At 50.7% G+C, this 26,506-nt stretch carries 23 protein-coding genes; 13 read left to right on the top strand and 10 right to left on the bottom strand.

The window, feature by feature from the left end; genetic code table 11:
* Positions 1-132 precede the first annotated feature (132 nt).
* The 6 genes from K3T82_RS19855 to K3T82_RS19880 all read left to right on the top strand — a co-directional run bounded on the left by K3T82_RS19855 (position 133) and on the right by K3T82_RS19880 (position 5,646).
* Complete coding sequence (locus K3T82_RS19855; protein WP_236031404.1) at positions 133-720, top strand: RNA polymerase sigma factor; 588 nt, start codon at positions 133-135, stop codon at positions 718-720.
* A complete protein-coding gene (locus K3T82_RS19860; RefSeq protein WP_220195294.1) occupies positions 707-1,189 on the top strand; it encodes a hypothetical protein in 483 nt (160 codons plus the stop codon). Before K3T82_RS19855 ends, K3T82_RS19860 begins: the two co-directional genes overlap by 14 nt.
* Before the next feature lie 17 nt (positions 1,190-1,206).
* Positions 1,207-1,962 (top strand): hypothetical protein, encoded by a 756-nt coding sequence (locus K3T82_RS19865; RefSeq protein ID WP_220195295.1) that lies wholly within the window; start codon positions 1,207-1,209, stop codon positions 1,960-1,962.
* A 728-nt stretch (positions 1,963-2,690) separates the two neighbouring features.
* Positions 2,691-2,936, top strand: a complete 246-nt coding sequence (locus K3T82_RS19870; protein ID WP_220195296.1) for a ferredoxin — start codon at positions 2,691-2,693, stop codon at positions 2,934-2,936.
* Complete coding sequence (locus K3T82_RS19875; RefSeq protein ID WP_236031406.1) at positions 2,933-4,399, top strand: NAD(P)/FAD-dependent oxidoreductase; 1,467 nt, start codon at positions 2,933-2,935, stop codon at positions 4,397-4,399. Before K3T82_RS19870 ends, K3T82_RS19875 begins: the two co-directional genes overlap by 4 nt.
* Positions 4,400-4,443: 44 nt before the next feature.
* On the top strand, positions 4,444-5,646 hold the full coding sequence (locus tag K3T82_RS19880) for a cytochrome P450 (RefSeq protein WP_220195297.1): 1,203 nt from the start codon (positions 4,444-4,446) through the stop codon (positions 5,644-5,646).
* Positions 5,647-6,129: 483 nt separating this feature from the next.
* Here the strand turns inward: K3T82_RS19880 and gabT are convergent, their stop codons facing one another.
* The gene (gene gabT, locus K3T82_RS19885; protein WP_220195298.1) at positions 6,130-7,422 is read right to left on the bottom strand and encodes a 4-aminobutyrate--2-oxoglutarate transaminase; all 1,293 of its coding nucleotides are present in this window, start codon (positions 7,420-7,422) and stop codon (positions 6,130-6,132) included.
* A 429-nt stretch (positions 7,423-7,851) separates the two neighbouring features.
* On the opposite strand from gabT, the gene K3T82_RS19890 reads away from it, so the two are divergent.
* Positions 7,852-8,361, top strand: a complete 510-nt coding sequence (locus K3T82_RS19890; RefSeq protein WP_220195299.1) for a mycothiol transferase — start codon at positions 7,852-7,854, stop codon at positions 8,359-8,361.
* A 547-nt stretch (positions 8,362-8,908) separates the two neighbouring features.
* On the opposite strand, the gene K3T82_RS19895 is transcribed toward K3T82_RS19890, so the two are convergent.
* The 5 genes from K3T82_RS19895 to K3T82_RS19915 form a co-directional block, all read right to left on the bottom strand.
* A complete protein-coding gene (locus tag K3T82_RS19895) occupies positions 8,909-9,952 on the bottom strand; it encodes an aldo/keto reductase (protein ID WP_220195300.1) in 1,044 nt (347 codons plus the stop codon).
* A gap of 516 nt (positions 9,953-10,468) precedes the next feature.
* On the bottom strand, positions 10,469-11,044 hold the full coding sequence (locus K3T82_RS19900; RefSeq protein ID WP_220195301.1) for a hypothetical protein: 576 nt from the start codon (positions 11,042-11,044) through the stop codon (positions 10,469-10,471).
* Positions 11,045-11,559: 515 nt separating this feature from the next.
* A complete protein-coding gene (locus K3T82_RS19905; protein WP_220195302.1) occupies positions 11,560-13,002 on the bottom strand; it encodes a DUF4129 domain-containing protein in 1,443 nt (480 codons plus the stop codon).
* On the bottom strand, positions 12,971-14,341 hold the full coding sequence (locus tag K3T82_RS19910) for a DUF58 domain-containing protein (RefSeq protein ID WP_220195303.1): 1,371 nt from the start codon (positions 14,339-14,341) through the stop codon (positions 12,971-12,973). The genes K3T82_RS19905 and K3T82_RS19910 overlap by 32 nt, the downstream gene beginning before the upstream one ends.
* A 7-nt stretch (positions 14,342-14,348) precedes the next feature.
* Positions 14,349-15,341, bottom strand: coding sequence for an AAA family ATPase (locus K3T82_RS19915; protein ID WP_220195304.1), 993 nt, complete (start codon positions 15,339-15,341; stop codon positions 14,349-14,351).
* 557 nt (positions 15,342-15,898) lie between these two features.
* On the opposite strand from K3T82_RS19915, the gene K3T82_RS19920 reads away from it, so the two are divergent.
* Together K3T82_RS19920 and pabB are read left to right on the top strand one after the other, a co-directional pair.
* Entirely contained in the window at positions 15,899-16,603 is a 705-nt protein-coding gene (locus K3T82_RS19920) for a hypothetical protein (RefSeq protein WP_220195305.1), read from the top strand.
* Between the two features lie 306 nt (positions 16,604-16,909).
* Positions 16,910-18,790: an aminodeoxychorismate synthase component I gene (pabB, locus tag K3T82_RS19925; RefSeq protein ID WP_220195306.1), complete on the top strand. Its 1,881-nt coding sequence runs from the start codon at positions 16,910-16,912 to the stop codon at positions 18,788-18,790.
* A gap of 83 nt (positions 18,791-18,873) precedes the next feature.
* Here the strand turns inward: pabB and K3T82_RS19930 are convergent, their stop codons facing one another.
* A complete protein-coding gene (locus tag K3T82_RS19930) occupies positions 18,874-19,731 on the bottom strand; it encodes a helix-turn-helix transcriptional regulator (RefSeq protein ID WP_220195307.1) in 858 nt (285 codons plus the stop codon).
* A 138-nt stretch (positions 19,732-19,869) separates the two neighbouring features.
* Between K3T82_RS19930 and K3T82_RS19935 the strand changes: the two genes are divergently transcribed.
* From K3T82_RS19935 to K3T82_RS19945, 3 genes are all read left to right on the top strand, one after another.
* Positions 19,870-20,766 (top strand): aldo/keto reductase family oxidoreductase, encoded by an 897-nt coding sequence (locus K3T82_RS19935; RefSeq protein WP_220195308.1) that lies wholly within the window; start codon positions 19,870-19,872, stop codon positions 20,764-20,766.
* Between the two features lie 454 nt (positions 20,767-21,220).
* Complete coding sequence (locus K3T82_RS19940; protein WP_220195309.1) at positions 21,221-21,814, top strand: TetR/AcrR family transcriptional regulator; 594 nt, start codon at positions 21,221-21,223, stop codon at positions 21,812-21,814.
* 58 nt (positions 21,815-21,872) lie between these two features.
* A complete protein-coding gene (locus K3T82_RS19945) occupies positions 21,873-22,109 on the top strand; it encodes a hypothetical protein (protein WP_220195310.1) in 237 nt (78 codons plus the stop codon).
* 284 nt (positions 22,110-22,393) lie between these two features.
* On the opposite strand, the gene K3T82_RS19950 is transcribed toward K3T82_RS19945, so the two are convergent.
* Positions 22,394-23,281, bottom strand: coding sequence for a sigma-70 family RNA polymerase sigma factor (locus tag K3T82_RS19950; RefSeq protein WP_220195311.1), 888 nt, complete (start codon positions 23,279-23,281; stop codon positions 22,394-22,396).
* A gap of 262 nt (positions 23,282-23,543) precedes the next feature.
* Between K3T82_RS19950 and K3T82_RS19955 the strand changes: the two genes are divergently transcribed.
* The gene (locus K3T82_RS19955; RefSeq protein ID WP_220195312.1) at positions 23,544-24,752 is read left to right on the top strand and encodes a serine hydrolase domain-containing protein; all 1,209 of its coding nucleotides are present in this window, start codon (positions 23,544-23,546) and stop codon (positions 24,750-24,752) included.
* A 264-nt stretch (positions 24,753-25,016) separates the two neighbouring features.
* Here the strand turns inward: K3T82_RS19955 and K3T82_RS19960 are convergent, their stop codons facing one another.
* Complete coding sequence (locus tag K3T82_RS19960; protein ID WP_220195313.1) at positions 25,017-25,835, bottom strand: energy-coupling factor transporter transmembrane component T family protein; 819 nt, start codon at positions 25,833-25,835, stop codon at positions 25,017-25,019.
* Positions 25,836-25,850: 15 nt separating this feature from the next.
* A complete protein-coding gene (locus tag K3T82_RS19965; protein ID WP_220195314.1) occupies positions 25,851-26,468 on the bottom strand; it encodes an ECF transporter S component in 618 nt (205 codons plus the stop codon).
* Between the last annotated feature and the right edge of the window lie 38 nt (positions 26,469-26,506).

A 26,506-nucleotide genomic window follows, 5' to 3' on the forward strand; every position in this document is an offset into this window, starting at 1 on the left:
ATCGGAAAGCGTAAGAGGATTTGAATGTTTTTAAGGCGATCTCATGGAGGAAAGGAATCCGCAGATCAGGAAGATTCGCCTCAAGCGTTTCAGGGGATTCTCAAACGAGCACGACAAGGCGAGAGCGAAGACATGAGTCTGCTGTATCGCCGTTTCTTGCCAGGCGTTTTCGGGTATATTGCCAGTCGTGTTCCTGATCGGGCAACTGCAGAAGATCTCACCTCTGATGTCTTTCTGGCTATGGTTGAGGGTATTGCTCAACAACGCTATGATGAGGAGGCCCGCTTTACCGCCTGGTTATTTCGTATTGCTCGGACAACGGTGGCTTCCTATTATCGCAAACATGCAAAGCGCCCCTCCATTGTTCCATTTACAGCTATTGCACATGCTAAAACACCACTCGATGGGGACGGTCTTTCCACTGATCAGGTCGCTGATCCGGTTGAGTGGGCTGAAGCACGAGATGAATGGGGACATGTCGTGCAAGCCATCAATCAACTCACCGAAGAACAGCGCCTGGTCGTGGTTGGCCGATTCCTCCTTGATTATGATGTAGCAACAGTTGCGAAAATCGTGGGAAAGAAGGCAAATGCGGTCAAAGCGCTCCAATTTCGTGCGCTCAGGAGCTTACAACGATTCCTGGTGCCATCTGCGCCATCTCCGGCTTCTGAAGAGCATGGGGAGCGCCTTAAGGGGGGATGCAACGATGTCATCAAGTAACGATTCAGAGGAACAATTGGAAGGCGAAACGCAGCAACATGAGTCCTCAGCCTCCCAGAATGCTTGTAAAAGAACTACCCTCTCTTTTAACAAGCAAGAGGAAGCGCTGCCTCCAGCAACCAAAGGCTCTTCTGCTGACGCAGAGGATATTCCTTCGGAACTTCTGGAGGTGATACATGCATTACAAACAGCCCCACAACTACAAGTAGACACGGAGTTTGCCAAACAACTGGAGCAACATCTCCTGGCACGCCAGGCACGCTTGAAACAGGTGCCTCCTCGCTCTTCCTGGTGGCCTTTGTTTTCTCGTCCCTCGCTACGAGTACATCCATTGGTAGGTGTTGCGGTAATGTTACTCTTGTTGCTGTCTCTCGGGACAGGAGTGCTGATTGCTGCTGCCCATACCACTAACCCTACGAGCCCACTCTATAGTCTGAAGCGATGGGAATATCAGGCAAAGGCCCCCTGACGAGTACCTCTGCACCTGTGGCACAGGCACAATGGGATGCTCAATTTTCTCAGGATCAATTGAGCGTCTTGACGACGTTCGCTCGCGATGGACAATCACCACCGTCTGCTGCCTATCGGAAGGCGCTGGTCGCTTTTGACCAGGCAATACAGACATTGACACACGATATTGATCAACTCCCCCAGGGAAAAGAGCGCCAACATCTGGAACACCAACGCCTGGAGCAAACTGTTCAGGCACAGAAAGCATTCTATAACCTCTTAGGGCGTCTCACTATGGGAGATCGCCAGCAAACCACGGTGATTCTGGGACATCTGGGGGCACAGGTTCCGCACCTCACCAGGGTCCGCATTGCCTTCCCTCCAAAGGGGATGCCGCCTGGAAAGGCTGAGCTGACCATCACCCTAACTGGCGATCATTTCCAGCCAGGGGCACAACTTCTCATCAACAATCGTGTGATGTCCATACCCGGAACTTTGCGGCGGGGTGTGTATGTCTTTGCCCTGATCTGGAATGGTCCACAAGTGCAAAGCGTCGGTTTGTTGAGTCGTGATGGGACCGTCGTGCAGACCACTTCTCTCGAAGAGAACCAGCATGGATCTAGCACCACCTCACAAGACAACCGCAACCACAACAATGGACAAGAAGATGGGAATAGCAACAATACCTCTGGAGGAAACAAAAATACCGAAAAGGGGAACGCAGAAAATAATGGCAATGGGAACGGTAGGGGGAAACCGTCTGTGACCCCAACGCCACCTATACATCACTGAGCAGCGCTGAGCCTGAATTGTGGAGATGAGCGCTGCTCGGTGATGAATGGGTGGACATGGGAAACATACCAATATCTAAAAGAGATGTTCCAAGGCGAGAGCACCATATGAAAAACGAGCCCCAAAGTAATAGCGCATAAAATATTGACAAACGCCAACTCTTAAGCACACTCTTATCAAGAGTATCAGGTGCCACAAGGACATTTTATTATTGTTGGTTTCCCCTTATTGATACACAACACATGTGTAAGAAGATTTGCGCATATTTCTGGCAAGAAGCCACCTCACCTTATAGTCTGTTTGAACCTTCTGCTCCTCTTGCTTTGTCTGAAATTACGTGTGTTCTCATTTCTGCAAACCAGAATTTGAAGTGCATTTACCACAATACGAGTGTATGCCTGCTCCTTCTCCTCTTTTTCAAGAGAGGAAGGAGCAGATGAAAAGATCGGGCTAAACATTCCGCTCAGACACGCCGAAACCGGTAAAAGTCATCTCTAAGCTATATGTGCAGCTGATCAAGGGACGATATAGCTTGTGTTCTCGGCTCTTGTAAGTCTCAAACGCACAAAATCAAATTCAAAAATGCTTGGGTCCGTCTTCTGGTGCTTCCTCTCAATCAGGCCATCACACTTTGGTTGGTCTTTTCCCCTGGGTTCATACTGTCAAGGGATACTTCTCGCTCCCAGAATGAAACCACCAGAAAGTGTCGCGTATGAAGGAGCGTTCATATGAGAATTGTCGTGGATCTAACCCGCTGTCAGAGCTATGGACAGTGTGTCTTTGCCGCGCCGAGTGTCTTTCGGTTTCATGGCGAAGAAGCTCTAGAATATGATTATACTCCCGATGACCAGTTCCGTGAACAGGTTCGGTGGGCAGCGGCGGCGTGTCCAGTTCACGCCATTATACTGGATGACCAGGATGAACAACCGAAGCATATTTCTCATAAAGAGAACATTATGGGAGGAAAGGCATGACGAGCAGCCATCCTCCCATAATGCCTGGCTTTACCAATGGGCACGTGGTAATCGTTGGTGCCTCATTGGCTGGGTTGCGCGCAGCAGAGGCCCTGCGTGCAGAGGGCTTTACGGGCCCTCTGACTCTGATTGGAGATGAATCTGAAGAACCTTATGATCGCCCACCTCTTTCCAAATCGGTTCTGACCGGGTGGATCTCGGCAGAGCATACCACCTTACCCCGGCAGCGCAATATCGCGGCAAAATGGCTGTTGGGTGTTCCGGCGATGGCGCTTGATGTACCGAACCGAGAGGTGCAGCTCGCAGATAGACGTCGGATCGGATTCGATCGTTTATTGATCACTACTGGTACGCGCGCGCGTCCCTGGCCGGAGCCGAAACAAGCAGCTCTCGATGGAGTCTTCACTGTGCGCACCCGTGAAGATGCTGCTCGACTTCATGCCCGTCTGGCTTCCAAACCTAAACGTGTGCTCGTCATAGGGGCTGGATTTACCGGCTCAGAGGTAGCTTCGGTTTGCCGCGAACTCGGCTTGGAGGTCACGGTCACCGAGCGTAGCGCAACTCCTCTCGCGGGTGCCCTCGGCCAGGCGGCTGGGGCGTATGCCGCGCATTTACAGCGCCAGCATGGGGTGGATCTGCGCTGCAACACCACCGTTATGGCTCTGGAGGGCGATGCACAGAAGAAATTGTGTCGTGCTCGGCTTTCCGATGGTGATGAACTGGACGTAGAGGTGGCAGTGGTCGCTTTGGGGGCTGTGCGCAACACCGAGTGGTTGCGGAATGCGGGGCTGGCTGCTGACGGACGCGGCGTGGTGTGTGATGCGTCCTGTCGCGTCTTCGATGCGGATGGGATTGTCACGGATGACATCTTCGTGGCGGGGGATGTGGCTCGCTGGCCACATCCACTCTATGACGGTGAACTCCTGGTGGTTGAGCACTGGAGTAATGCTGTTACCCAGGCAGAAACAGCAGCCCATAATATGCTGGCTAGTTCAGCGACGCGCCGTGCACACAAGCACTTGCCCTCCTTCTGGTCCAATCAGTTTGAAGTCAATATTAAGGCCATTGGTTTACCTGTTATTGCTGATACGATCGTTCTCACCCAAGGGTCGCTTGAGGAAGGCCGTCTAGTCGCTGCCTATGGCCATCAGGGACGTATCATCGCTGCGGTTGCCGTCAACGCGGCGAGATACTTACCAGCCTATCAGACGCTGATCGAAGCCCGCGCGCCGTTTCCACCAGAGCTGCACGCCTCCGACGAGCCAGCCGAACTACATTCCATGCCGGCAGGCTTCCCGAAGCGTGGGCAGCCTACTCACGATCCTGGCGCGGTGCCCACGGGAGCCGGTCCTAACACTCCTGAACAGCCGGTTGAGGGGGATGCCTTGACACTGTTGGACCCACGTGTCCCACTTGGTGCGCCACCCCTTTTGACGCCGCACCTGAATAGGATAAGCATATGAAAAGGACACCCCAGGAAAGAAGAACAGGAAAGAAAAGCGCGATCATGACCCAGACACCTGTAAGCCCGAAGCGGCTGTACGAACAGATGCTTGATCATGCCAGTCGCCCCAATCCCTATCCACTGTACGAGCAGATGCGCCAAACTCCCGTGGCACAAGTGGATGAGGAGAACTACATTGTCAGTACCTACCAGGAGATCAACTTACTACTCCACGATCCAAGTATCAGCAAAGAGCAGCGCAAAAGCAAAATCCCTGTTGAAGGATTACGTGATGTAGCAAAAAAATGGTTGCTCTTTCTCGATCCGCCTTCCCATACCTACCTGCGACGACTGGTCATGCATCAGTTCACGCCGGAACGGATCAGGAGTTTGCGAGGACGGATCGTCGAAACAGTGACCGAACTGCTCAACGCAAAAAAAGGCCAGCAGCAATTTGATCTGGTAGAGAGCGTTTCGTACCCATTACCTGTGACTGTCATCTGCGAATTACTGGGTGTACCGCGAGAGGATGAGAAGCGCTTCCATACCTGGGCAGACACGTTAACAGAGGGTCTTGACCCGGCGCTGGCAATGAACCCCCACATCTCCCAGGCATTCGGCGAGATCTCGCAGTATATGAGCCAGCTAATTGCTGAACGGCGGGTCCATCCCAGAGACGATCTCGTTTCAGGGTTAGCCATAGGTAATGACCCAGCGGGACGCATGGATGACGAGACCCTCAGCAGTACCATGATTCTGCTGTTGTTAGCTGGACACGAGACCACCGTCAATCTGATTAGCAACAGCATGCTTACGCTGTTGCGCCATCCCCAGGAGTTACAGAAGCTCCGCGATCATTCCGAGCGTGCCTATCTCGTAGTCGAAGAGATCTTACGCTACGATCCACCAGTTCAATCGGCCCAGCGCTTTGCTCTGACCGATATCAGCCTGCGAGGAATAAAGATTCCGCAGGGGTCAGGCATCCGAATGATACTTGCGGCTGGCGATCGTGATCCAAATCGCTTTGCACATCCCAATGAGTTCAACCCAGATCGCCCCGACAACGAGCACTTCGGCTTCGGAGGGGGCGATCATTACTGCGTTGGGGCGCCATTAGCCCGCCTGGAGGCTCAGATCGCACTCACCGAACTTGCTCGTCGATTGGTCCATCCACGCTTAGTCGTCGATCCCCCTCCATATCGAACCAATGCCGTATTACGCGGCCCGGAGCACCTGCTGATCGCATTCGATCACCTGATCGACTGACAAAAGGGATCATGAAATCGCTCCATTATAAGAGATAGGGTGGTGAATCTGTTTCTGCTCGTGTTGGTTGTGCAGATGGTATGTTCTTTTGAACATGGTTTCCTGACCAGCGTTCCATCAAATGGTTCTGAATAGGATCGATTCCCTCGTTTTTCCATGCGACCGAGAGATATCGGTTTGAGTGAGCGTGCAAGCTATGCCAATTCGCGATGGTTGTCTGGGAAAAACGAGGGAATGGGAAGATTGCGCCAAAATACCAAACGCTGCTGAGGGCTCTCCGTGCGAAAGCAACGGGATTCCAGAGGTTCGTACCACGCTTTCCGTTCTACACCCTCAAGGAGAGGAACGGGCTCTAGTAGTGGTTCCCCTGAACTTTTTGGCAGACGCGCTCCGGCTCTGATCAGATCAAAGCTTCAAATTTCTGTATAGGGAATAGCTTTCAGCAAGGTATCGATGGTTCTTCTCCTCTCAAGCATTATTGTATCACTGTACAACCTGCTTGATTACTGTACCAAGCGTATCAAGCGCGCGAAGAGCAAGCTGCTCTTCGATCATTAAGGGCGCAAGAAGCCGGATCACATTTCCGTAGAGTCCAGCCTTGATGAACAATACCCCCTGATTTCGCGCTTCTACAAGTATCTGGTCTACCAGTTCTGGAGCAGGTTCCTTTGTCTGCCTATTTCGGACCAACTCTATGCCAATCATGGCACCAAGGCCACGTACATCGCCGATGGCTTCAACTTCGCTTTGGAGTGCACGGCAATGCTCCATCAGTTGATTACCAAGCCGTTCGGCTTGAGTGAGCAGATGCTCTTGCTCAAAAATGTCGAGCACCGCTAAGCCTGCGGCACAGGCAAGGGGGTTTCCTCCATATGTGCCACCAAGTCCTCCTGCAGAGGGGGCATCCATTATATCCGCACGTCCAATGACTCCAGAGAGTGGCAACCCACCTGCAAGACTTTTCGCGGTGGTGATAAGGTCTGGAACAATACCAGCATGCTCGACGGCAAACAATTTCCCTGTTCGGCCGAAACCCGTTTGAATCTCATCGGCAATCAGCACAATACCATGTTGCTCGGTGACACGTCTGAGTTCCTGCAAAAATTCGGGAGGTGCCGGGATAAAGCCTCCTTCACCAACTACGGGTTCAATGATGATGGCAGCCACTTGATCTGGGGTCACTTGCGTGTGAAATAGCTCCTGGAGTGCATCCAACGCTCGTGCACTACTCCAGCCTCGATAGGTATAGGGATATGGCGTATGGTAGATTTCAGGCGCAAACGGCCCAAAATGCTGTCGATAGGCTGTGGCCTTCCCAGTAAGACTGAGGCCCATGAAGGTACGACCGTGAAAGCTCATGGAAAAAGCAATAACAGCAGACCTCCGTGTCGCTTCCCGCGCAATCTTGATAGCGTTCTCTACCGCCTCAGCTCCTGTCGTCAAAAAGATGGTCTTTTTGGGAGTCTCTCCTGGTGCAATCTGGTTCAGCCGTTCCGCTAAGCGCAGATAGGGCTCATACATGGCAACTTGAAAACAGGTGTGGGTCAAGCGCTCAAGTTGCTCCTGGACCGCATGGATGACTTTGGGATGGTTGTGACCAACATTGAGAACCCCGATGCCTGTTGCAAAGTCGATGTATTCTCGCTCGTCAATATCCCACAACTGGGCACCTTGAGCCCGCTCAAGAAAGATTGGATGAGTGCTTGCGATGCCACGTGGAATGTGTTTTTCACGCAGAGCAAGCAAGTCTGCTGTACGAGACGAAGTATCGCGCATGCTGTCCTCCTCTTTTTAATCAGCCTGTGCAGAGATCTCCTTGAAATCAATGATGTCAACGCTGCAACGAGAAAGTCTCAAAAAGCTACAATGTGGCGATCAATTGCGAGAAATACTCGCTCCTCTCATATTCTTAACGATCTCTTTCAAAGTACATATGTCCTGCCTGTTGTATGGTTTTCCCAGCTGGATGCCTTGATCCAATGCCTTTGACATTCCACCAACTTTTTGTGTTCAATGACGAGTTTTTTTAAATTGTGTAAATATGCAAGGGGTGTTACAACTATAATACGAGGAACTACCACTTCCGCTCAAGAGTGAGAGCTGCTGAAGGAGAGATTGACTGATGGGAGGATATTGAGCTTCCATGGATTGGAACCAGTTATTCAAATCGTATGGAAAGAAATACTAATGAGAAAGGGGAGAATCATGATATCGAATGAACTACTTATTGATGCTTTCGGACGCATACAAGAAGTCGTCCACCAAACTATCAAGGGGCTCAATCAAGAAGATTTAGCATTCCGTCCAACCGAAACAGCAAATTCCATCGGATGGCTTGTATGGCACTTAACACGTATTCAAGATGATCATGTGGCAAACATCGCACATACACAACAAGCCTGGCACTCAGAATGGTCAAAAAAATTCGCTTTACCTTTTGCAGATGATGAGACAGGGTATGGGCACAGCAGCAAACAAGTTGCTGCTGTACAGGTTCAAGCTGATTTACTGCTTGACTACTACGATGCAGTCCACGCTGCTACAATCGCCTATATTCAGAGCTTACAAGATGAAGACTACGAAAAAATTGTCGATACACGCTGGAATCCTCCTGTGACGTTGGCTGTACGGCTTATCAGCGTCATTGCTGACGATCTTCAACATGCTGGTCAGGCCGCCTATGTGCGAGGATTACTGAACACTCGGAAGAAATGAAGCACCAGACCACATGCTTTATTAAGCATCTAAAGCGGTACGCATGCTTTTTAAGCCCAGGCCAAAGGGGAAAACCTCTACAACAGACCTGAGAGAACGAGTAGTGCGCGGTCGATAAGTGCCGCCCACGAGAAGAAATCATCCATCTATTCGGGGTGGTGTGTACCATGATCAAACGCAATGTGAAATAACAGCGAGAAAGAGTCGAGCTGGCTCCATAACCAATTCTCAGTCATCCAGCATCAAAGGAGGTGCCTTATGACGTGGGTTGTGGAACCAGTTCGATTGGCTTCGAGCTGCAACCCTGGAAGAACACTGCCAAATATGGAAACGCTAGCAGGTCGCGCTCGGTCTCTGGCACCACAACCTCTATTGCATCAGCGGCTACTACCTTCCAATCCTCTTGCATTGTTTCAGGATGATCGCGGCCCACACAGGCAGCTGGATCCACCAATTCCCGATAACGAGAATGCTTGGAGGCCTGGAACAGCCTTCAGCAGAGCATAATATAGCTCTGATGCAAGCAGGCACTAGCGTTCTTCTCAGATTAACCTTCCAGATAGGAAGGAACTGGCAGAGGATTGCGCTCTGTAAAAGATCGCTGATGCCAGTAAGGATATATGGTAGGAATCTCACTGGCTTTATCAAGCTTTGTGATCTGCTCGTCAGTGAGGTTCCAGTCCACCGCCCCAAGATTCTCTTTCAGTTGCTCCTCATTACGAGCACCAACAATGACGCTTGCTACCGTAGGGCGCTGTAATAACCAGTTCAAGGCAATCTGAGAAACAGACTTACCCGTCTCTTCAGCAAGGGCATCAAGGACGTCTACAATCTCATAGACCTTCGCGTCAGGAACACGTGACCCCTCTGAACCAATCTGCTGGACCCTACTACCCTGGGGTGCAGGCTGATTGCGACGGATCTTTCCCGAAAGAACTCCCGAGGCTAAAGGACTCCAGACAATTGTCCCTATCTTCTGGTCAAGGGCAAGCGGCATGAGTTCCCATTCATACTCGCGCCCAACCAGGGAGTAAAAGGCCTGGTGAGCAACATAACGCGTCCAGCCATGCTTTTCCGCAATACCGAGCGATTTCATTAGATGCCAGCCGGAGAAATTGGAGCAGGCTATATAGCGGACCTTTCCACTCTGGACCAGTGTATCGAGCGTACGCAGCGTCTCTTCAACCGGGGTAGTCGCGTCAAATCCATGTAAAGTGTAAATATCTATATAGTCCGTCTTCAGCCTGCGCAGGCTGTCCTCACAAGCCCGGATCAGGTGATAGCGTGATGAACCTACCTCGTTTGGTCCGTCGTCCATCCGAAAGGTTGCCTTCGTCGAAAGAAGTAACCTCTCTCGTCGTCCAGCAATAGCCTTACCAAGATGCTCCTCTGATAATCCTTTCGAATAGACATCCGCCGTGTCAAACAGATTTACTCCGGCATCCAGGCAGATATCGATGAGGCGACTGGCGGCAGATACGTCGGTATTGCCCCAGGCACTAAAGAACGCGCCCCCTCCGCCAAAGGTAGCCGTCCCAAAACTAAGAGCAGATACTTTCAAACCAGAGCCACCAAGCTGCCTATATTCCATCGGAGAACTCCTCTCTTCTACTGCTTTCAGCATTCTATTTACGCATTTGAAGACACATGTCCACTATCAGGGTCGCTCCTATGAGACCAAAAGCTGAGAACGCCTCTTGTCATCTTTCAATGAAGAGGACGCTTTTCGTGAACAGAGCATTGAAGCCTCTAAGATAGGGGCCTGCTCGCACTTCATATAAATACGATATCACAAAGTAGAGGGAAGCCGAGATGCCAAACCACAGGCTGAGGGGTGCTATGATATAGTAACAAAAGAAGAACTCAACGAAAAGCCTTCGCTTTTTGCTTTCTTTGCTACCTGTGCCCTTCCAGAGCCAACACGAAGTCCTCTTGCAGCGCTGGTGCTCATTTTACGGGAAAGCGGTACCTCTTCTTGAAGTACCGCCGTATCTACGTTGTGAAGTGCTCAGCTTTTATGGCTGTGCTTTCCTCCTCCTGTCCCGCTTTTTCCTTTTTCGGGAGATTCATATCTTCCATTTGCGTCTCTGTAAACGACCAAAGGAGATTAGGAGAAGGTCAAAGAATCGATCATAGGCTGGAAATAGGTGCCATGATCTTGATCGTAGGTACTTGCCGACGATTCTAGGAGAATAACAATTTGATTTTTTTCGGTTGTTGGCTGAGAATTGTCGGCTGATGCTGGTGTGTAGACCAGTGTAGCAACCTTGATTTTCTCCTTCTTATCGTTAGTGCAATCTGATGTATCACTCAGAAACGTTTTTTTGTCAATGACGATGCTTTCCTCTGGCTGGCTATCTTTCGTGCAGGTGAGCTTCTGACCGGGAGTGAGATCTTGTAGCATCGAGTCCACGTCAAAATATAATGCTTTCATATGAATAGTAAACTGAGTGATGCCGTTAGGACCTGCAAAGGAATAAATATCCGTCGCTGGTGCTGATTCTGTCCATTGTTGCGAGTAATCTACCTGAAAACCATCTTTCTGAAATGTTTGCGTGGTTGCCGTGGGCGTAGCTGTTGGCTGTGTTTGGACTGTGTCTGTATCACTGGATGTGTCACAGGCAGAAACAAATAAAGTAGCAAATAAAGCAAAACTCGCAAGTAAAATAGATACTTTTTTCATAGATACCCCTCTATCAAAAAGCAATAATATATTTTCCTCCATGTTACAGTAGAGGTTACACGGAGCTTCCTATTTATATAGAAAAATAAGGATTCTGGCAAGAAAAGCAGCCATTGGTCCGGCATTGCTGTGTGTGATAGTGTTCCGACTTGTAAGAGGTGCGAAAGTTGCAGACTACATGGTCAATAGTTCAAACATACATGGACTGGGGTAGCCCAAATAAGAATGGTGTCGAAGCCACTTGGGGTAATACTCGATGTACTCAAAAATAACCTGCTGCACTTATGAGCAAGTACGGAACGTGATGCAGGGCACATGCATCTTTAAGGTTGGCGAGAACGGGCTCCATAACCGCATTGTCGTAGCAACTGCCCACCCGATTTATGCTCACCTGGATGCTCAGTTGTAACAAGAGATGTTGGTAGGTGTCGCTGATGTACGTCGAGCCTCGATCACAGTGATGCAAGAGTTCTGGCCTTGAGAGCGCGACGCGTGATCGCCATGTGCAGGGCCACCTAGGGGCTCTTTCGCCCAAAATGGCGGAACAGAGAGGGCACCCATTGGCGTAGGTAATCTCGGCGTTCAGGTGTCAATGGCTTCGCTCCATAGCGCTCACGGGTATACGCTTGAGTTAACGTGGCAAGAATCTCCTGATCCGAAGGCCCTTGCGGCTCCTTCACTTCGGATTCACCCTGAGTGAGAGATAAAAGACGAGTCTGATATTCAATGGGAGTTTCTTCGGGACGGCGTGGCAACCCTTGTGTAGCCGTAGCTGTGAGAAATTCTCGATAACGTGCACGCGCGGACGAGGGGTCAAGTATTTCAAGCTTGAGGCTCTGCTTGCGCTCTATACGTCGCTCCTGACGAATCTTCTCCTTATCAAGTTGCTCGCGCATCTCGTCTTCATTGCCCTCTTCAACCAAGTATGCGCGCTTTCTGAGCAGAACAGTCAAAATTAGCACTGCCAGGAGAACTCCGCCTCCAAAGATGAGCAGAGAGATTGGCAGGGAGAAAAGTGTTGGATGCGGCGGTTGCTTTATTTGAAACTGCGGTGGCATTTGATGATCTTGTCTTGATTGGCCATGCAGCGATGAAAGCTGTGAAGCATCTGGAAAAGGCAGTAGGCTTAAAAGAGAGGCAAACAGGCCCAGAATGCCGAAAAGGATACCCAACAATACATTGACGGCGCCGGAGAGAACATCGGGAGGAAGAGCTTCAAGGAGAATACTACCGATGATCACAGCCACCCAGACAAGCGCCAGGATGACGAGCCATCTTCCAGTCTCAAGACTGTGCGAACCTCTTCCTTTCTGGGACTGCTCTTGTTTGAGGATGCTCAGACGTTTGAATGAGAGGGCCAACAGAGCCGAAAGAAAGAAAATGGGAAAATCAGCCAACAAGGTCTGATTCAGGTCTGGAAAACCCTGAGACTGCTCAATGAGGGCAAAAACCACTACGCCGAGCATAACCAGGAAGCCAATCTTCAAGGAGATAAGCAGCTGATCAGTCTCCTCGTCGGGTCGCGCCCGCATACGGAAATAACTACGCCCCCAAAGTAAGCCGGTCAGAAAAAGGATGAGAGTCCAGCCGCTTACGTCAACGAGAAAGACTGGATTTGTCCACAGCAGAAACGCAAAAGCAAGCAGAAAGCTCAGTAGTTGCAGAAGTAGGGTGCGCATTTTCACGACTCCAGCCAGTATACCTTTGGCTCGACTCCACATCATCCACCAGTGCAGACCAAGCAAGGCGAAAGTCACACTGGCAGCGTTGAGCATCTGTTGATCTCCAGCAGACACGGAAGATCGATGGAACAAAGCCTGAAGTGCCAGGGTAATGGGCAATGCCTCCATAATAGCCGACGCAACAGGAATAATACATACCTCAATCCAGCTGGAGGTAAACAGCACTCGTCGGGACGAGCGTGCCCTACGCGTCGTTGAGCGTGTTGGTGATGACATTCCACTTCTCCTTTCCGCCAATATAGTAGCAGTGAAAGTCCTCTATGTCTGGCAATTCTTGCCGCTCTTCTGGCTCTCCAGCCAACACAATATGAACTGCACATTCGCGTCTCTTTTGCTGCTGAAGGAGCTCTAACGTGTCAGCACTCAGCGTTTGTGTAGCACTGATCAACAGGATGGTGGTACCCTGCACAAACATCTCGTGCTCGTTTTCAATCACATATTCTATAGGCGTGTGACTATCAGGGGCCAGGCATGCAAGCGTAGTCAGGAGATCCTCTGACTGCTCAGCATCCAAACCAAAGGGAACGCTTACCCCTGGCACCGAGTAATTCATCTTCTTGGATTGATTTGCTTGCTCAATGCTACTATGCTGTTCAGTGTCGGCTATAGGGCTGAGCATATGACTGGAGATTGACATTGAACAGTTAGTAAGTAGCCCAACCGTATAGCCCTCCTCAAGTCCCCACATCGCCAGCGAGGCAGCTACCGCAATACAAAACTCCTGAAGGGCGCTATCAGGTCCCTGCCGTTGGGAAAGATAGGCGCGGGTATCCAGCAAGAGTAGGAGGTGGCGCCGGGTAGTCGACTCATAAATTCTGCTACAGAGTTCGCCAGTACGCGCTGATGCCTTCCAATCAATGCGGCGCAAATCATCACCTGGCTGATAAGCCCGAATCCCGGCAAACCAGAGCGGGTCTTCAAGAAGTTGACGTGACCCAATATGGTCGCCCATCAGAAATCTGGAGGGAAGACCCAAGCTTTCAAGCGATGTAATCCGCGGATAAACCACCAGCTCATCATGAGCAGAGAGCAATATCTCACGCTCCAGCCACCCCAAAGGATCACTACAACGCAATTTAAGTGGCCCAAAGGCATGGCGACCACGCACATGACCGGTCATGGTATACCGCTGGGTTACTCGCTGGTAAGACCACAAAAGCCACGATGTGGTCAACATTTCGCGCGATGGTGCCTGGAACCTGCTCTCGTCCAACTTCTGGACTGCAAGCGGAGGGGAAATTACATTATCCATTTGCACCCAGGGAAGGGGCAGCCATTTGCGATTCTCGATGCTTATTGTCAGAGTCACCTCTTCACCCAGAAACAACTTCTTCTGATCGACCTGCTGACGAACACGCAAATGCTTCAATGCGTAGAGAAAGTAGAGATCTGGAACAAACGCGATTACCAGCGTGAAAGCGCCCGCCAGCAGAGGGAGCGGCTGGCGGCTGAGTCCGCTCAAAACAAAAAGCAAGCAGGCCAAAATATACCAGGAGCGGCGCTGCTTGAAGATATGTCGAGAAAAACTGATCTCGTCAGCTCGATGTGCGTTCATGGCCTGACTACCTCGACGTAGGCACCGAAGAGATGTCCTCGGTCGGAACAGGAGTCTTCTGGATGATCTCCGTAATAATCTCTGCGCTGCGTTTACCTCGCATGCGATTGCGATGCGTAGTCAGGAGGCGATGGCTCAGAACAAAAGGAGCCAGGTACTTCACATCGTCTGGCAGAACAAAATCACGCCCCTGTATCGCGGCATAGGCTTCACAGGCACGGGAAAGCGCCAATGTGCCGCGTGGACTCACACCCAGTAGAATATCCTTATACTCACGCGTGCCACGCACCAACATTAGCAGATAGCGCTCAACGGCTGGTTGCCACTGTACCTGGCGAATGGCCTGCTGCAATGCCAGAAACTCCTCTCCACTCACAACGGCCTGCAGCGCATCCAAAGGCTCCTCCCGCTTGAACCGATGAAGGATGGCCTGCTCTTCCTCCTCGGTGGGATATCCCATTTGAACCCTCATAAAGAAACGGTCGAGCTGCGCTTCTGGCAACGGAAATGTTCCTTCAAGTTCGATTGGATTCTGCGTTGCAATGACCAGGAACGGCTGGGGGAGGCGTCTGCTTTCGCGCTCAACCGTTACCTGGCGTTCGGCCATGGCCTCTAGAAGAGCGGCCTGCGTACGAGGAGTCGTACGGTTAATCTCGTCCACCAGTAGGATATGCGAGAAAATCGGGCCAGCACGAAACGTAAACTCATTCAGCTTCTGATCAAAATAGCTCACCCCGATTATATCGGATGGCAACATATCAGGCGTCCCCTGGATGCGCTGGAAGGTCGCGTTGAGCGAACGTGCCAACGATTTTGCCAAAACAGTTTTCCCCGTACCAGGCACGTCCTCAAGCAGCACATGGCCGTTACTGAGTAACGCAACAAGCAACAGGTCAACAATCTCAGATTTGCCAATAATAACCCGTGCAATGTTCTCGCGGATCAACGTCGCATACTGCCGGGTGGAAATCAAGGAAGGAGTCAGCGATTCATTCGCCATCAACGGGTACCTCCAGATAGAACTCTCATTCAACTATATCATTTTGGCAGTAGCACCATACATCGCTCTATTTTTCTTATGAATGTGCCTGGAATCATTGGTAAACTGGGATGCACATCTGGAAAACGCATCGGCACACAGCCAAGTGCAAACGATGTCGCCCGGCGAGAGCGGTAACAGTGTGTTGAATATGATAGGCAACATGAGCGGCGTTGCTACAGGTCAGGCACTTGGGCAAGAGCAGTTCTAAAGTTGGGGTGGGAATTTATCCGAGATATGCCTGGGACATGCTATGATGCCACCTTCTTTCCATTTCGTTCACATATTCAGATAACAGAGCATAAATTGAAAGAACAAGCATAAGGAAAGGAAATACCTACCCTATTCCTCATTGTGCCCCCTTCCATTTATCAATAACAATAGTGTAGTAACAAGATGAGTTTATACAAGACTAGTTAGATTACAGTTGCAGTATCAATAGAGCCATGGTATATTTAATGATGTAAATGAACATCCGACATGACCTCTTCATCACAAGGTTCTGGTGGAGGTCAACGTTGGATACGCTCTCAGACAACCAACACATCAAAGGGGTGATCCCAGTGCGTCGTTGGCACTGGTTGGTCGCGGCATTGGTCGCGGCACTTCTGGCAGGCTTGACGGGATGTGAATTCTCCGACTCAAGTCAGATTCCAAAGGCTCCGGCAGCCTCAAAATCTGCTCCGACGCAGCAGGTTTCGGCGTCGATGAACGCCATGTGGAATGGCGCCGGCTACACGGTGGACACCAAGGTCGACTGCTCCAAGGCCTCTCTGTCGGTCACCACCGACAAGCACAGGGTCGAATCGATCCACGCAGGTAGTTTCTCCACCTTTGTCCCGCAGGGGACCAAGTGGGTGGAGTTCACGGCCCAGGTCGGTGGCAAGGAAGTGGCAAGCGGCAAGCTGCCGCTCGCCTCCCACGAGAAGGTAGTGGAGGAGAACAAGTACTCGCGGAATCTCCAGGACCGCGTGGGAGCGGGCATCGCCCTCACTCGCGGTCCGAAGGGGACCGTGCGCGTAGAAGCGAGCAAGGTGTGGTACCCCTACAACCTTCTCCTCTACAAGGGAGGAAAGGAGCTTCACGCGGACAACGAAGGCTCATACCCGAGCTGGAGTGGTCCGGAAGAGACGGGGAGCACCTTCTCTGCCTGGTTCACGGACTGGCGCCATAATTCGGGCTACATCTCCATCAAGACCGGCGCCCTCAACGATGGGTGCTGAGAACGACTGTGGAGGCCCCGGAGCCGCCTGCTGCGCGCAACTGCGCGGTGGCTCCGGGGCCTACTCATGTCTTCAAGAAAATTTGATCGAAGCATACACAATGAAAATGCTCATTGAAAACCCGCGATGAGCTTATCCAGTGAAGGGTAAGCCTGTTCCGTTAATATCGTGCTACGCCAAGTCGCAAGTGAGGTAAGGATGGACAGTTACAGATACACGCCTTCTTGACGGATCTTGTGCTATTTGCTATACCTTATGCACGTTCGAATTCTCAATCCAACTCCACAAGCAAGTGAAGGCGGCTCTATGCTTTCTATCCTATCAGCAACTGACATTATTCAACTACTACAAACACGCGACCACCTGGTCCTGCTAGAAAATACCCTGGGAGGGCAAGAGGATGGATGGGACACCCTCTTTGTTGACCCAGTACACACACTCGCAATTCACCAGGCAAGCGAATTTCTTCCATTGCTTGAGACAATGCAGGGCTATCTTCAGAAGGGTTATTACCTTGCCGGATATTTTGCCTATGAATGCGGCTATTTTTTAGAGAAACTGAGGAAGCAAGATTATCGAGATGAGCACTCGCCTCTCGCCTGGTTTGGAGTCTACAACCAGCCTTATCGTCTTGCCTCTGATCTCCGAGAGGCAAGCTGGCAGGCTTATGCCTTAGCTCACCAAAATGAGATGGGATGTGAAGTCCAGGATGTACATTTTAATCTCGACGAAGAAGCCTATCGCCGCAAAGTTGAGCAGGTTCGTGAACATATTCGTGCCGGAGATGTCTACCAGATCAATTTGACTGGACGGACACATTTTCGCTTTGAGGGCTCCCCACTCGCACTTTATGCGCGTCTACGCCAGGCTCAGCGAACACACTACAGCTCCTACATACGCATTGGCGAGCGATCTGTCTTAAGCTTTTCGCCAGAGCTCTTTTTTCAATTGGATGGACAACGGATCATCACCCGCCCCATGAAAGGGACTGCTCCTCGAGGGCGTACGCTCCAGGAGGATGCTCAGCAAGCATCCTGGCTTCACAACGATAGCAAAAATCGAGCAGAAAACATTATGATTACGGATCTCTTGCGCAACGATTTAGGGCAGGTGTGCGAGATCGGTTCGGTCACCGTTCCACATCTGCTCCAGGTTGAACCCTATGAGACCGTTTTACAAATGACCTCGACCGTGACAGGAAAGCTTAGGCGCGGAGCCAATTTAGCACAGATACTCTCCAGTCTTTTCCCATGTGGTTCGGTAACTGGTGCGCCTAAACTTAAAGCGATGGAGATAATTGGTCAATTGGAAGAAACACGGCGGGGCATCTATACAGGATCGATTGGCTATATTGCACCACCAACAGATAAGAGACCACAGCAAGCTCTCTTTAATGTGGCGATTCGTACCATTGAGCTTGAGCGAGGACAGGGGCTCATGGGCATTGGCAGCGGAATCGTTTATGACTCTCAAGCTGCTGAAGAAGCAGCCGAATGCGCAGTCAAGGCCCGCTTCTTGACCGCAGACATACCAACGTTCGCCATTTTGGAGGCCATTCTTTGGGATGGTCACTATTATCATCTGGCAAAACATCTCAAGCGTATGCAAACCTCAGCCCATTATTTTGGCTATCCCTGGGACATAAACAATGTTCGGGCACTCCTCCAAAAGCAGTGCGATACAATGAAGACAGGTCATGCCTACAAAGTGCGCCTCCAGTTAGAGCGCAGTGGCATGGTGACCTGCGAGAGCTTAGAGATTCAACCACAGCAGGAAGGATTGTTGAAAGTCGTTGTGAGCCCACAACGGACAAATTCGCATGACCGCATGTATTTCCATAAGACCACGTATCGCCCCCTTTATGAACATGCCTTCCAAATCGCACAACAACATGGATACGTCGATGTCTTGTTTCTCAACGAGCAAGGGGAAGTCACAGAGGGGGCAATAAGCAACATCTTTCTTGAACGCGATGGAAAAATGCTCACGCCACCGATCACATGCGGTTTACTTCCCGGAATAGCACGCCAATACCTGCTTGAGGCGCACCCCAATGCGCAGGAAGCCATTCTCACTCTGGATGATCTCTTGAGAGCCAAAGAGGTATACATTTGCAATGCCATTCGTGGCTTGCGTCGTGTTCAAGTGGTCACAGATCAGCAATATGATCAAGCGTTACAACTATAGAGGCAAGGGGAACACAAAGAGTGACAGTATTGCGATTTTATTGTTTGTACGTATCAGTGGATGCGGCAAGCGTTGCTTGCTCTCTACACTGTATGCATAATTGCCTCTTGGTCCATCAAACGCTGTAACTTCTCCAGGGTATCAGTTCCAGGAAGAGGTGTATAAATCATAATTTTAAGTTCGGGCATAGTTGGCACCTGTAGAGTTGTATGCTCGAACTTTAGCCACCCCACCAACGGATGCTCGATGTCTTTGAACGCATCGCTTCTTACTCGGACATCGTGACGAGGCCACCACGCTCGAAACTCAGGACTTACGCGCTGTAAATCAGTTATCAAGCGTTGGAACCATTCTTCGTTGGCATAACGCACACTCTCAGCACGGAATTCTGCGATTACTTTCTGCGCTACTTGCTCCCACTTTGGATTATATATATTACGACTCGTCGGATCGGTAAACATACGCCAGACAGCATTATATTCATATGGTGGCACTGGCTTTGAGAGCCCAAACACCTTTTCAGCCGTAATATTCCAGGCCAGAAAATCCCAACGGCGACCAACGACAAAGGCTGGAACTGGGCTAAGTGAGTCAAGCACACGACGCAAAGCAGGACTCACCTCTTCATCCGATGCATATGCATCTATGACATGTTGTTGGTTAGCAAGCAAAAAAAGATGGCTCCGTTCAGCATATGTCAACTGTAACGCATCAGCAATACTATGGAGAACCTCACTTGAAGGACGAATATCACGCCCTTGCTCTAATAAGGTATACCAGGACACACCTATGTTCGCTAGCTGCGCGACTTCTTCACGCCTCAAACCTGGAGTCCGCCGCCTTCCTCCACGTATCAACCCAACCTGCTCAGGCGAGAGACGCATCCGTCGCGTACGGAGAAAATCAGCAAGATCCTGCCTGCGTTGATCGTCACTTATCATCCTCTTTGCGCCTTATCCTACTTGTCTCAATCATACGATAAAGGGACTCTGGTTATACGATAACCCTTGTGCCATACTCAAAAGTGTATCACACATCATGATTGACGTCGCTTCATCAAGAGAAAGAGCAAATATTCTATGGGATCGCATTCAACAAATAAACATATCAATCAACCAGCCGCAGCCGCAGGAACATTCACCATGACCAAGGATCTGACGGTCACGCGCATGGGATATGGCGCAATGCAATTAGCTGGTCCACATGTGTTCGGTCCACCCGCCGACCGAGACGCAGCAATAGCAGTCCTGCATGAAGTGGTGAAATTAGGTATCACTCATATCGATACCAGCGACTTCTATGGTCCACATTTCACCAATCAGATTATTAAAGAAGCTCTGTACCCGTACCCGGACTCGTTGCACATTGTCACAAAGGTTGGAGCATTTCGAGATGCAGAAGGTGGCTGGCCACAGGCACTAGCACCTGAGCAGTTACGCCAGGCCGTCTTCGACAATCTGGAGAATCTCGGACTAGATACACTCGACGTCGTCAACCTACGTGTCGGAGGGTTTGACAGCCCAACGCCAGGTTCAATTGCCGAACCATTCACGGCACTAGCCCAACTTCAAAAAGAAGGGCTGATTAAGCATCTCGGCCTCAGCACCGTAACTGCTGAGCAGATTGCTGAAGCCCGGTCCATCGCGCTGATTGTATGTGTGCAGAACTTCTACAATCTTGCCCACCGAGTTGACGATGATCTAATCGATGCACTAGCCGCACAGGGCATTGCCTATGTTCCTTACTTCCCTCTGGGCGGCTTCTCCCCTCTTCAGTCCCATAAGCTTGCATCCGTCGCTTCCCGTCTGAGCGTCACCCCAATGGTCGTTGCGCTGGCATGGCTACTACAACGCTCGCCAAACATTTTGCTGATACCAGGGACCTCATCGGTTGCACATTTACGCGACAATGTCACTGCGGCGGCGCTAACTCTTTCCGAAGAGGATTTAAACGAACTGAACAGCGTCGTCTCGTAAGTAATGCCGTCGCTCAATCAAAATCGAATTCATTGGTCTGTACCAACCACCATTGCCAGCGTGAATACACCCTTGTATGAACGAGACCATTGAACAAGAAGACCTCACATAGCGAGTTGCCCTCCATCACAGGATGGAGGGCAACTCGCTATGTGAGGTCTGCCTAAACCGCATTAATGTAGGTAACGAAAGATAGAAATATATTTCTGCGTTTCCCATATTGGAAGCTTTACGGGGAGAAGAACCGGCCTCATGCCCCGGTCGCGGTGTGAGGGTATGGTGGGTCGCTCAAAAACGAGGTCGCTTTGGCGCAATCGGAACTTTCAGTTGCCGTGAATCACCGCATCCCCATGTTTGCGCCGTTTTCTCTTGACACAAAAGTGGTTGAGTACTATACTTTTAAAGTGATTGATCACTTTCATTCGTTAGATATTGAAGGAAGAAATGGTTTCAGATGAGAACACGCAAGTACATTTTGGAGGCAGCAGAACAGATGTTGCAAACGAAGGGCCTGGCTCGCCTGACCAATAAAGAGATTGCAGATGCCGCTGGATGTGCTGAAGGAACGCTGTACAAACACTTTGAGACCAAGGAAGCTCTCATTCTAGCCGCTATTGAAGAGAATGTGCCAGATTTTCTCACCGTGGTTCAACAAGAGCGGGTTGGGCAGGGAGCCATCGAGGAGAACGTACGCGACATAGCACGGGCCTCTATCCGGTATTACCGCAAATTACTCCCATTATCTACAGCTTTATTCGCTGACATTGATCTGTTGAACCATTTTCGTCTCTGGATGCAGGAACACAAAGGTGGACCATTAAACATCTATGAGAGAGTCGCGAACTATGTCGCAGCAGAACAGCGACTTGGGCGTCTCAAGTCAGAGATTGAGCCATTCTCATTCGCAGCGCTACTGTTGGGTGCCTGCCATCAGTATGTCTTTGTCCAATACTTCCAGGGGCATGATCCCTTCCCCGTCTCAGAAGATCAATTTATCAGAGGTACTGTGCAGACGCTTCTGGGAGAAAGTGGTAATTCCTCGAAGTGAGCCTCAGGTAAAAAGCAGCAATCCAGCCAGGCATAAGTTCTCAGGAAAGGGATATCTCTTGCAAGTAGCAGCCAAGAGGTATATGTTATTATTAGTTATTACTCTTTTTGTAAAACTGCCCTTGAGAAAGGGCGCCTCAATAGGCCCGATTACCACAGCAATTGTGGCAGCACTTTCAGCTGGTGCCGTAGAAGGAATTGCAGAAGTTGGCAAATCGGCCCTGGGAGCGAGGTCACTCAGGCCGTTAATCGCCTGGAAGCCAAACCATCATCTGATGCTTGGAAAGCATCTTTAAACGAAGAGATTACTGCGGGCAGGCGGATCAGGATGCTGGACTCCTTCAAGCGGCTCAGGCACTCCCGGCATCCTCTTCCTCTTCTCATCACCATGCCTCTGGTAATTATATCGCCCAAGCAGATTGGGGAAGTAGCGCATCAGTTGAAATCGGGATACCTCCACCATCTCCACAGAACTGATTGTCGTCTTCCATGATCGAGAAAAGGATTGATTATGCCAGGGGCCCCGGAGACCGTTCAAGAGTCGCATGGCAGCTATATCGCGCAGGCGACAAGCGGTTTATCAGTCGTTAAGGACTGCAAGGTGAAGCTGGCGCAGGCGTACAGGATCTAAAATCGCAGTGAATATGGTAATCTTGCCATCTTTGATGAGGAGATCGCCAACAGCAATCAGTCGAGCATAGGGTGCCACAACGATTCCCACAAAACCATTCACAAGCGCAACCTGACAAGCCCGGAAAATCTGAGAATGTTCCACAAGCATTTTTGCTACAACCGCCGCGCCATGCATTTCTCTTGGTGCGCCCACAGGCACATCCTGGGAATCGAATCGGACTACGATATTCGGGTCGAGCACTGCCAGCAACGCTTCAAAAGATCCTTCGCGCGCGGCAGCAAGAAAGGCTTCAACCACATCTCGGCTTGTGGCAATGTCCGCATCCTGCATGGATGCTTTTCCTCGCACCCGACGGCGGGCACGGCTGGCGAGCTGCCTGGTCGCGGCCTCTGAGCGCTCTACAATAGGGGCGATCTCATCAAAAGACACGGCGAAGATATCATGCAGGACAAAGGCAAGGCGCTCGGCGGGAGCAAGCTGATCGAGCACTACCAGCAGAGCCAGGCCAACTGAATCGGCAAGCTCCATCTCTTGTTCCGGGTTAACTTCTCTTTTGTCACCCGTTACAGCTTCAGGCTCCGAAGCTTCTAAGGAATCCTCACGTCGCGACTTGCGCGTACGCAGCATGTTGAGACACACTCGTGCTACGACTGTTGTCAGCCATCCACTCAGGTTCGAAACGGTACTCGTGTCGGAACTGCTCAAATTCAGCCAGGATTCCTGGACAGCATCCTCCGCCTCAGTGAGCGAGCCGAGCATACGGTAAGCTATCGCTCGCAGGCGAGGACGCTCTGCCTCGAATTGTGTAACTAACCAGTTGTGTGTATTCTTCATCGGTCACGTTTCCTCATTTCGTTGTGTCATAGTAATGACACAGTAAACCAGACGAATGTGACAAGGAGACACTCTCCTACCATCACCATCGTCTGGATGACCATGTCAAGATGAACCGCAACTCACCTAGCTAGGGAATTCTGGAACAAGACTTTTCGAGAAGAGTAGTAAAAGAAGGTTTCTATGCCAATTTTTTTCGAATCTTTGTGTGGACAAGACAGTTTGCCAGGATAGGGGCCTCATAGTAAAAGGAGAAAAAACTATGAAAACTGGAGGTTTGTCTAGGGAGCGGCTAGGCCGTCTGCGCACGAACATGGCAGGCTATGTTGAGCGCGGTGAAGTGCCTGGCATCGTCATAGGCATTAGCCGGCACGGAGAGGTCCACATCGAAACTGTAGGCGATAAATCACTCGATGGCCCTGACCCAGTGCGGCGCGACACGATTTTCCGCATTGCCTCAATGAGCAAACCCATCACAGCAGCGGCGACGATGATTCTGGCAGAAGAAGGAAAACTACGCCTCTCAGATTCGGTGGAGAAGTGGTTACCTGAACTGGCCGACCGCAAGGTGCTCAAGCGCATCGACGCGCCACTCAACGAGACGGTACCCGCACACCGCCCAATCACGGTACATGACCTGCTCACCTTTACTATGGGCTTCGGGCTGCTTTTTTCTCCGACAGGTGAATACCCAATTCTCAAGGCCGCCAATGAGCTACAGATCGGGATGAGGCCAGCCTACCACCCCCAGGCAACGCCCAATCCCGATGAGTGGATACGCCGTCTAGGTACGCTGCCACTTATGTACCAACCCGGCGAGAGGTGGCTCTATGGCATCGGTTCCAACGTATTGAGTGTGCTGATCGCGCGCGTCTCTGGTCAGCCGTTTGAGATATTCCTTCGCCAACGAATCTTCGAGCCTCTTGGGATGAAGGACACTGGCTTCAGCGTTCCTGCTGACAAGCTCGACCGGCTGGCAAACTGCTACTTCCCCAATCCGGCGACTGGGGCCCTCGAACTCTTTGACAGCGCTAAGGAGAGCCAGTGGGGCCGCCCTCCCACCTTCCAGTCTGGGGCCAATGGGCTTGTATCGACGCTCGATGACTACCTGGCCTTTGGGCAGATGATGCTCTCAGAAGGCAGGCATCGCAACGAGCGCATCCTATCACGGTTCTCGGTCGAAGCGATGACTACAGACCAGTTGACGTCCACACAGAAAGCGGCGTCCAGCCTGCCTCTGCTTCCTGGTTTCTTTGAGACGCATGGCTGGGGATTTGGAGTCTCAATGATTACCAGACGGGATGATATTGCCTCGGTTCCAGGTCGCTACGGCTGGGATGGTGGCCTGGGCACCTCCTGGTTTTGTGATCCCAAAGAAGATCTGGTAGGCATTCTGCTCACGCAGCGCCTCATGGAACCCGATCTCTACCGCGATTTCTGGACCCTGGCCTACCAGGCCATCGACGATTGAAAACGCAATTTCGTCTTTGACATTCGACATACAATAGACCTACTGACAGTATCAGCAGGCTTATTGTATGTCGAACTATACGTATACCCTCATATATCATCGCAACCTGGGTAAATAACTAGCCTTGAAGATCTGTGTAGCCAAAAGAATCTGTACATGCTGATCTATAGCCCTATTTCTTGGGTCCTGACCAAATCCGAGGAAAACTCGAAATGGTTAAGGCTTCCTCAGGCTGCTTTCGACTTTCGGAAAAGGCTCTCAGTGCTACATCGTCTGTAAGAACACAAGTTGCCCAAGTAAACCGACACGCCAAATGATCAGCACGAGAAGCAGGCAGATGAGCCAGTAGCTAGCAATGAACAGATAATCACGGCTAGCAAAGCAATATTGTTTGTAATAGGTGCGTGTGCTCATTGAACCAAAGGCTCGTCCGTCCATTGCCAGAGCAGTTCGTTCGGCCTGACGGATCGCGATCGATAGGAGGGGAATCAGATAACGACGAACCTGATCATACCAAGCACGGGGCCCCCTTTTGTGAGAGATACCACGAATCTTATGAGCAGCCTGGATGATACGTAGATTGTTTTGTAGCATAGGGACAAAACGAAATGCCGCCAACGCACTATAGCCAATCTTATAGGGAACTTTCCATTGCTGTACTAGGGCGCGGATAAAATCTGCGGGATCGGTAGTAAAGGTAAATAGTACTGAGAGAAGAAGAATCGCTGCTATCCGCAGCGCTAATGAAAGGCCATAGAGCACTCCTGCCTGATAGACTGTAAGCGGGCCGAGCTGAAAAAATACCGGCGAGTGCGACATCAGCTCTTCACGAACCATGAGTGGGGACAGCAAGAGGAAACTAAGCGTGAGCAGTAGTAGCGGACCAACAATGCGGATAAAGCGCGTGAGAGGGATCTGTCCAGCAATCAGAATAGTGATAGTCGTGAGCCCCAAAAAAGCGAGTGGAACCCAAGGATCAGTTGTCAGAGCAACGAAAAGCAATGCCGGAACGGTTGCCAGTATTTTGCTAAGAGGATTCAATCGATGTAATAATGAGCTCGTTTGATGGTAAAAGGTCTGCATAAAACCATTTCCTGATTATATCTGCTCTGTGTGGTCACTTATGGCATAGCTCGACAGCACCCCTGTTTTCACAATGGTATCAGCAAGCAACTTTGCGAGCCAGGGGCCAATAGTGCCACTCACAAAAATCAGCACGTATGCGGCGATAATGATGCTCGGCGCAATATGAAATCCACCTGCGGCTAGTCCTGCAATGGTAAGGACCAGCAAATTTGAAATAATCCCGCCACTAATTAAAGTAAGCAGATGATAGTTTCGGTAGCGCGTGACAAGAAATGGCAGCTCGTAGAGTATACCAAGCATAATGTATATCGTGAGAGAGGTCCAACCACCTGGGTCGAATGGGAATTGGACAAAACCAATCAGCACTTGACCCAGAAATGCCGCGCCTGGGCGTCTCAGGATGTATGGGGTAGCCAGACCTGGTATCAGGAAAAAGCTGGAAAAAATCGCTCCGGCCAAGGCATGTGAGAAGGCCATTGAGAGGAGCCCATAGAGCCCGGATACGAAGATTATGACAAGGCCAAAGACCAGTGAGAGGGCTGCCAGAACCAAAATATCTCGTGTACGCCACGTCAGCACATGTGCTTGGCTGCGTGGTACATGAGGTGGAGATGAATGCTCTGTTGACATCGGTTCAATTCCTGCCATTCTAAACCTACTCAAATGTG

It is taken from the genome of Ktedonospora formicarum (genome assembly GCF_016587355.1).
GTDB lineage: Bacteria > Chloroflexota > Ktedonobacteria > Ktedonobacterales > Ktedonobacteraceae > Ktedonobacter > Ktedonobacter formicarum.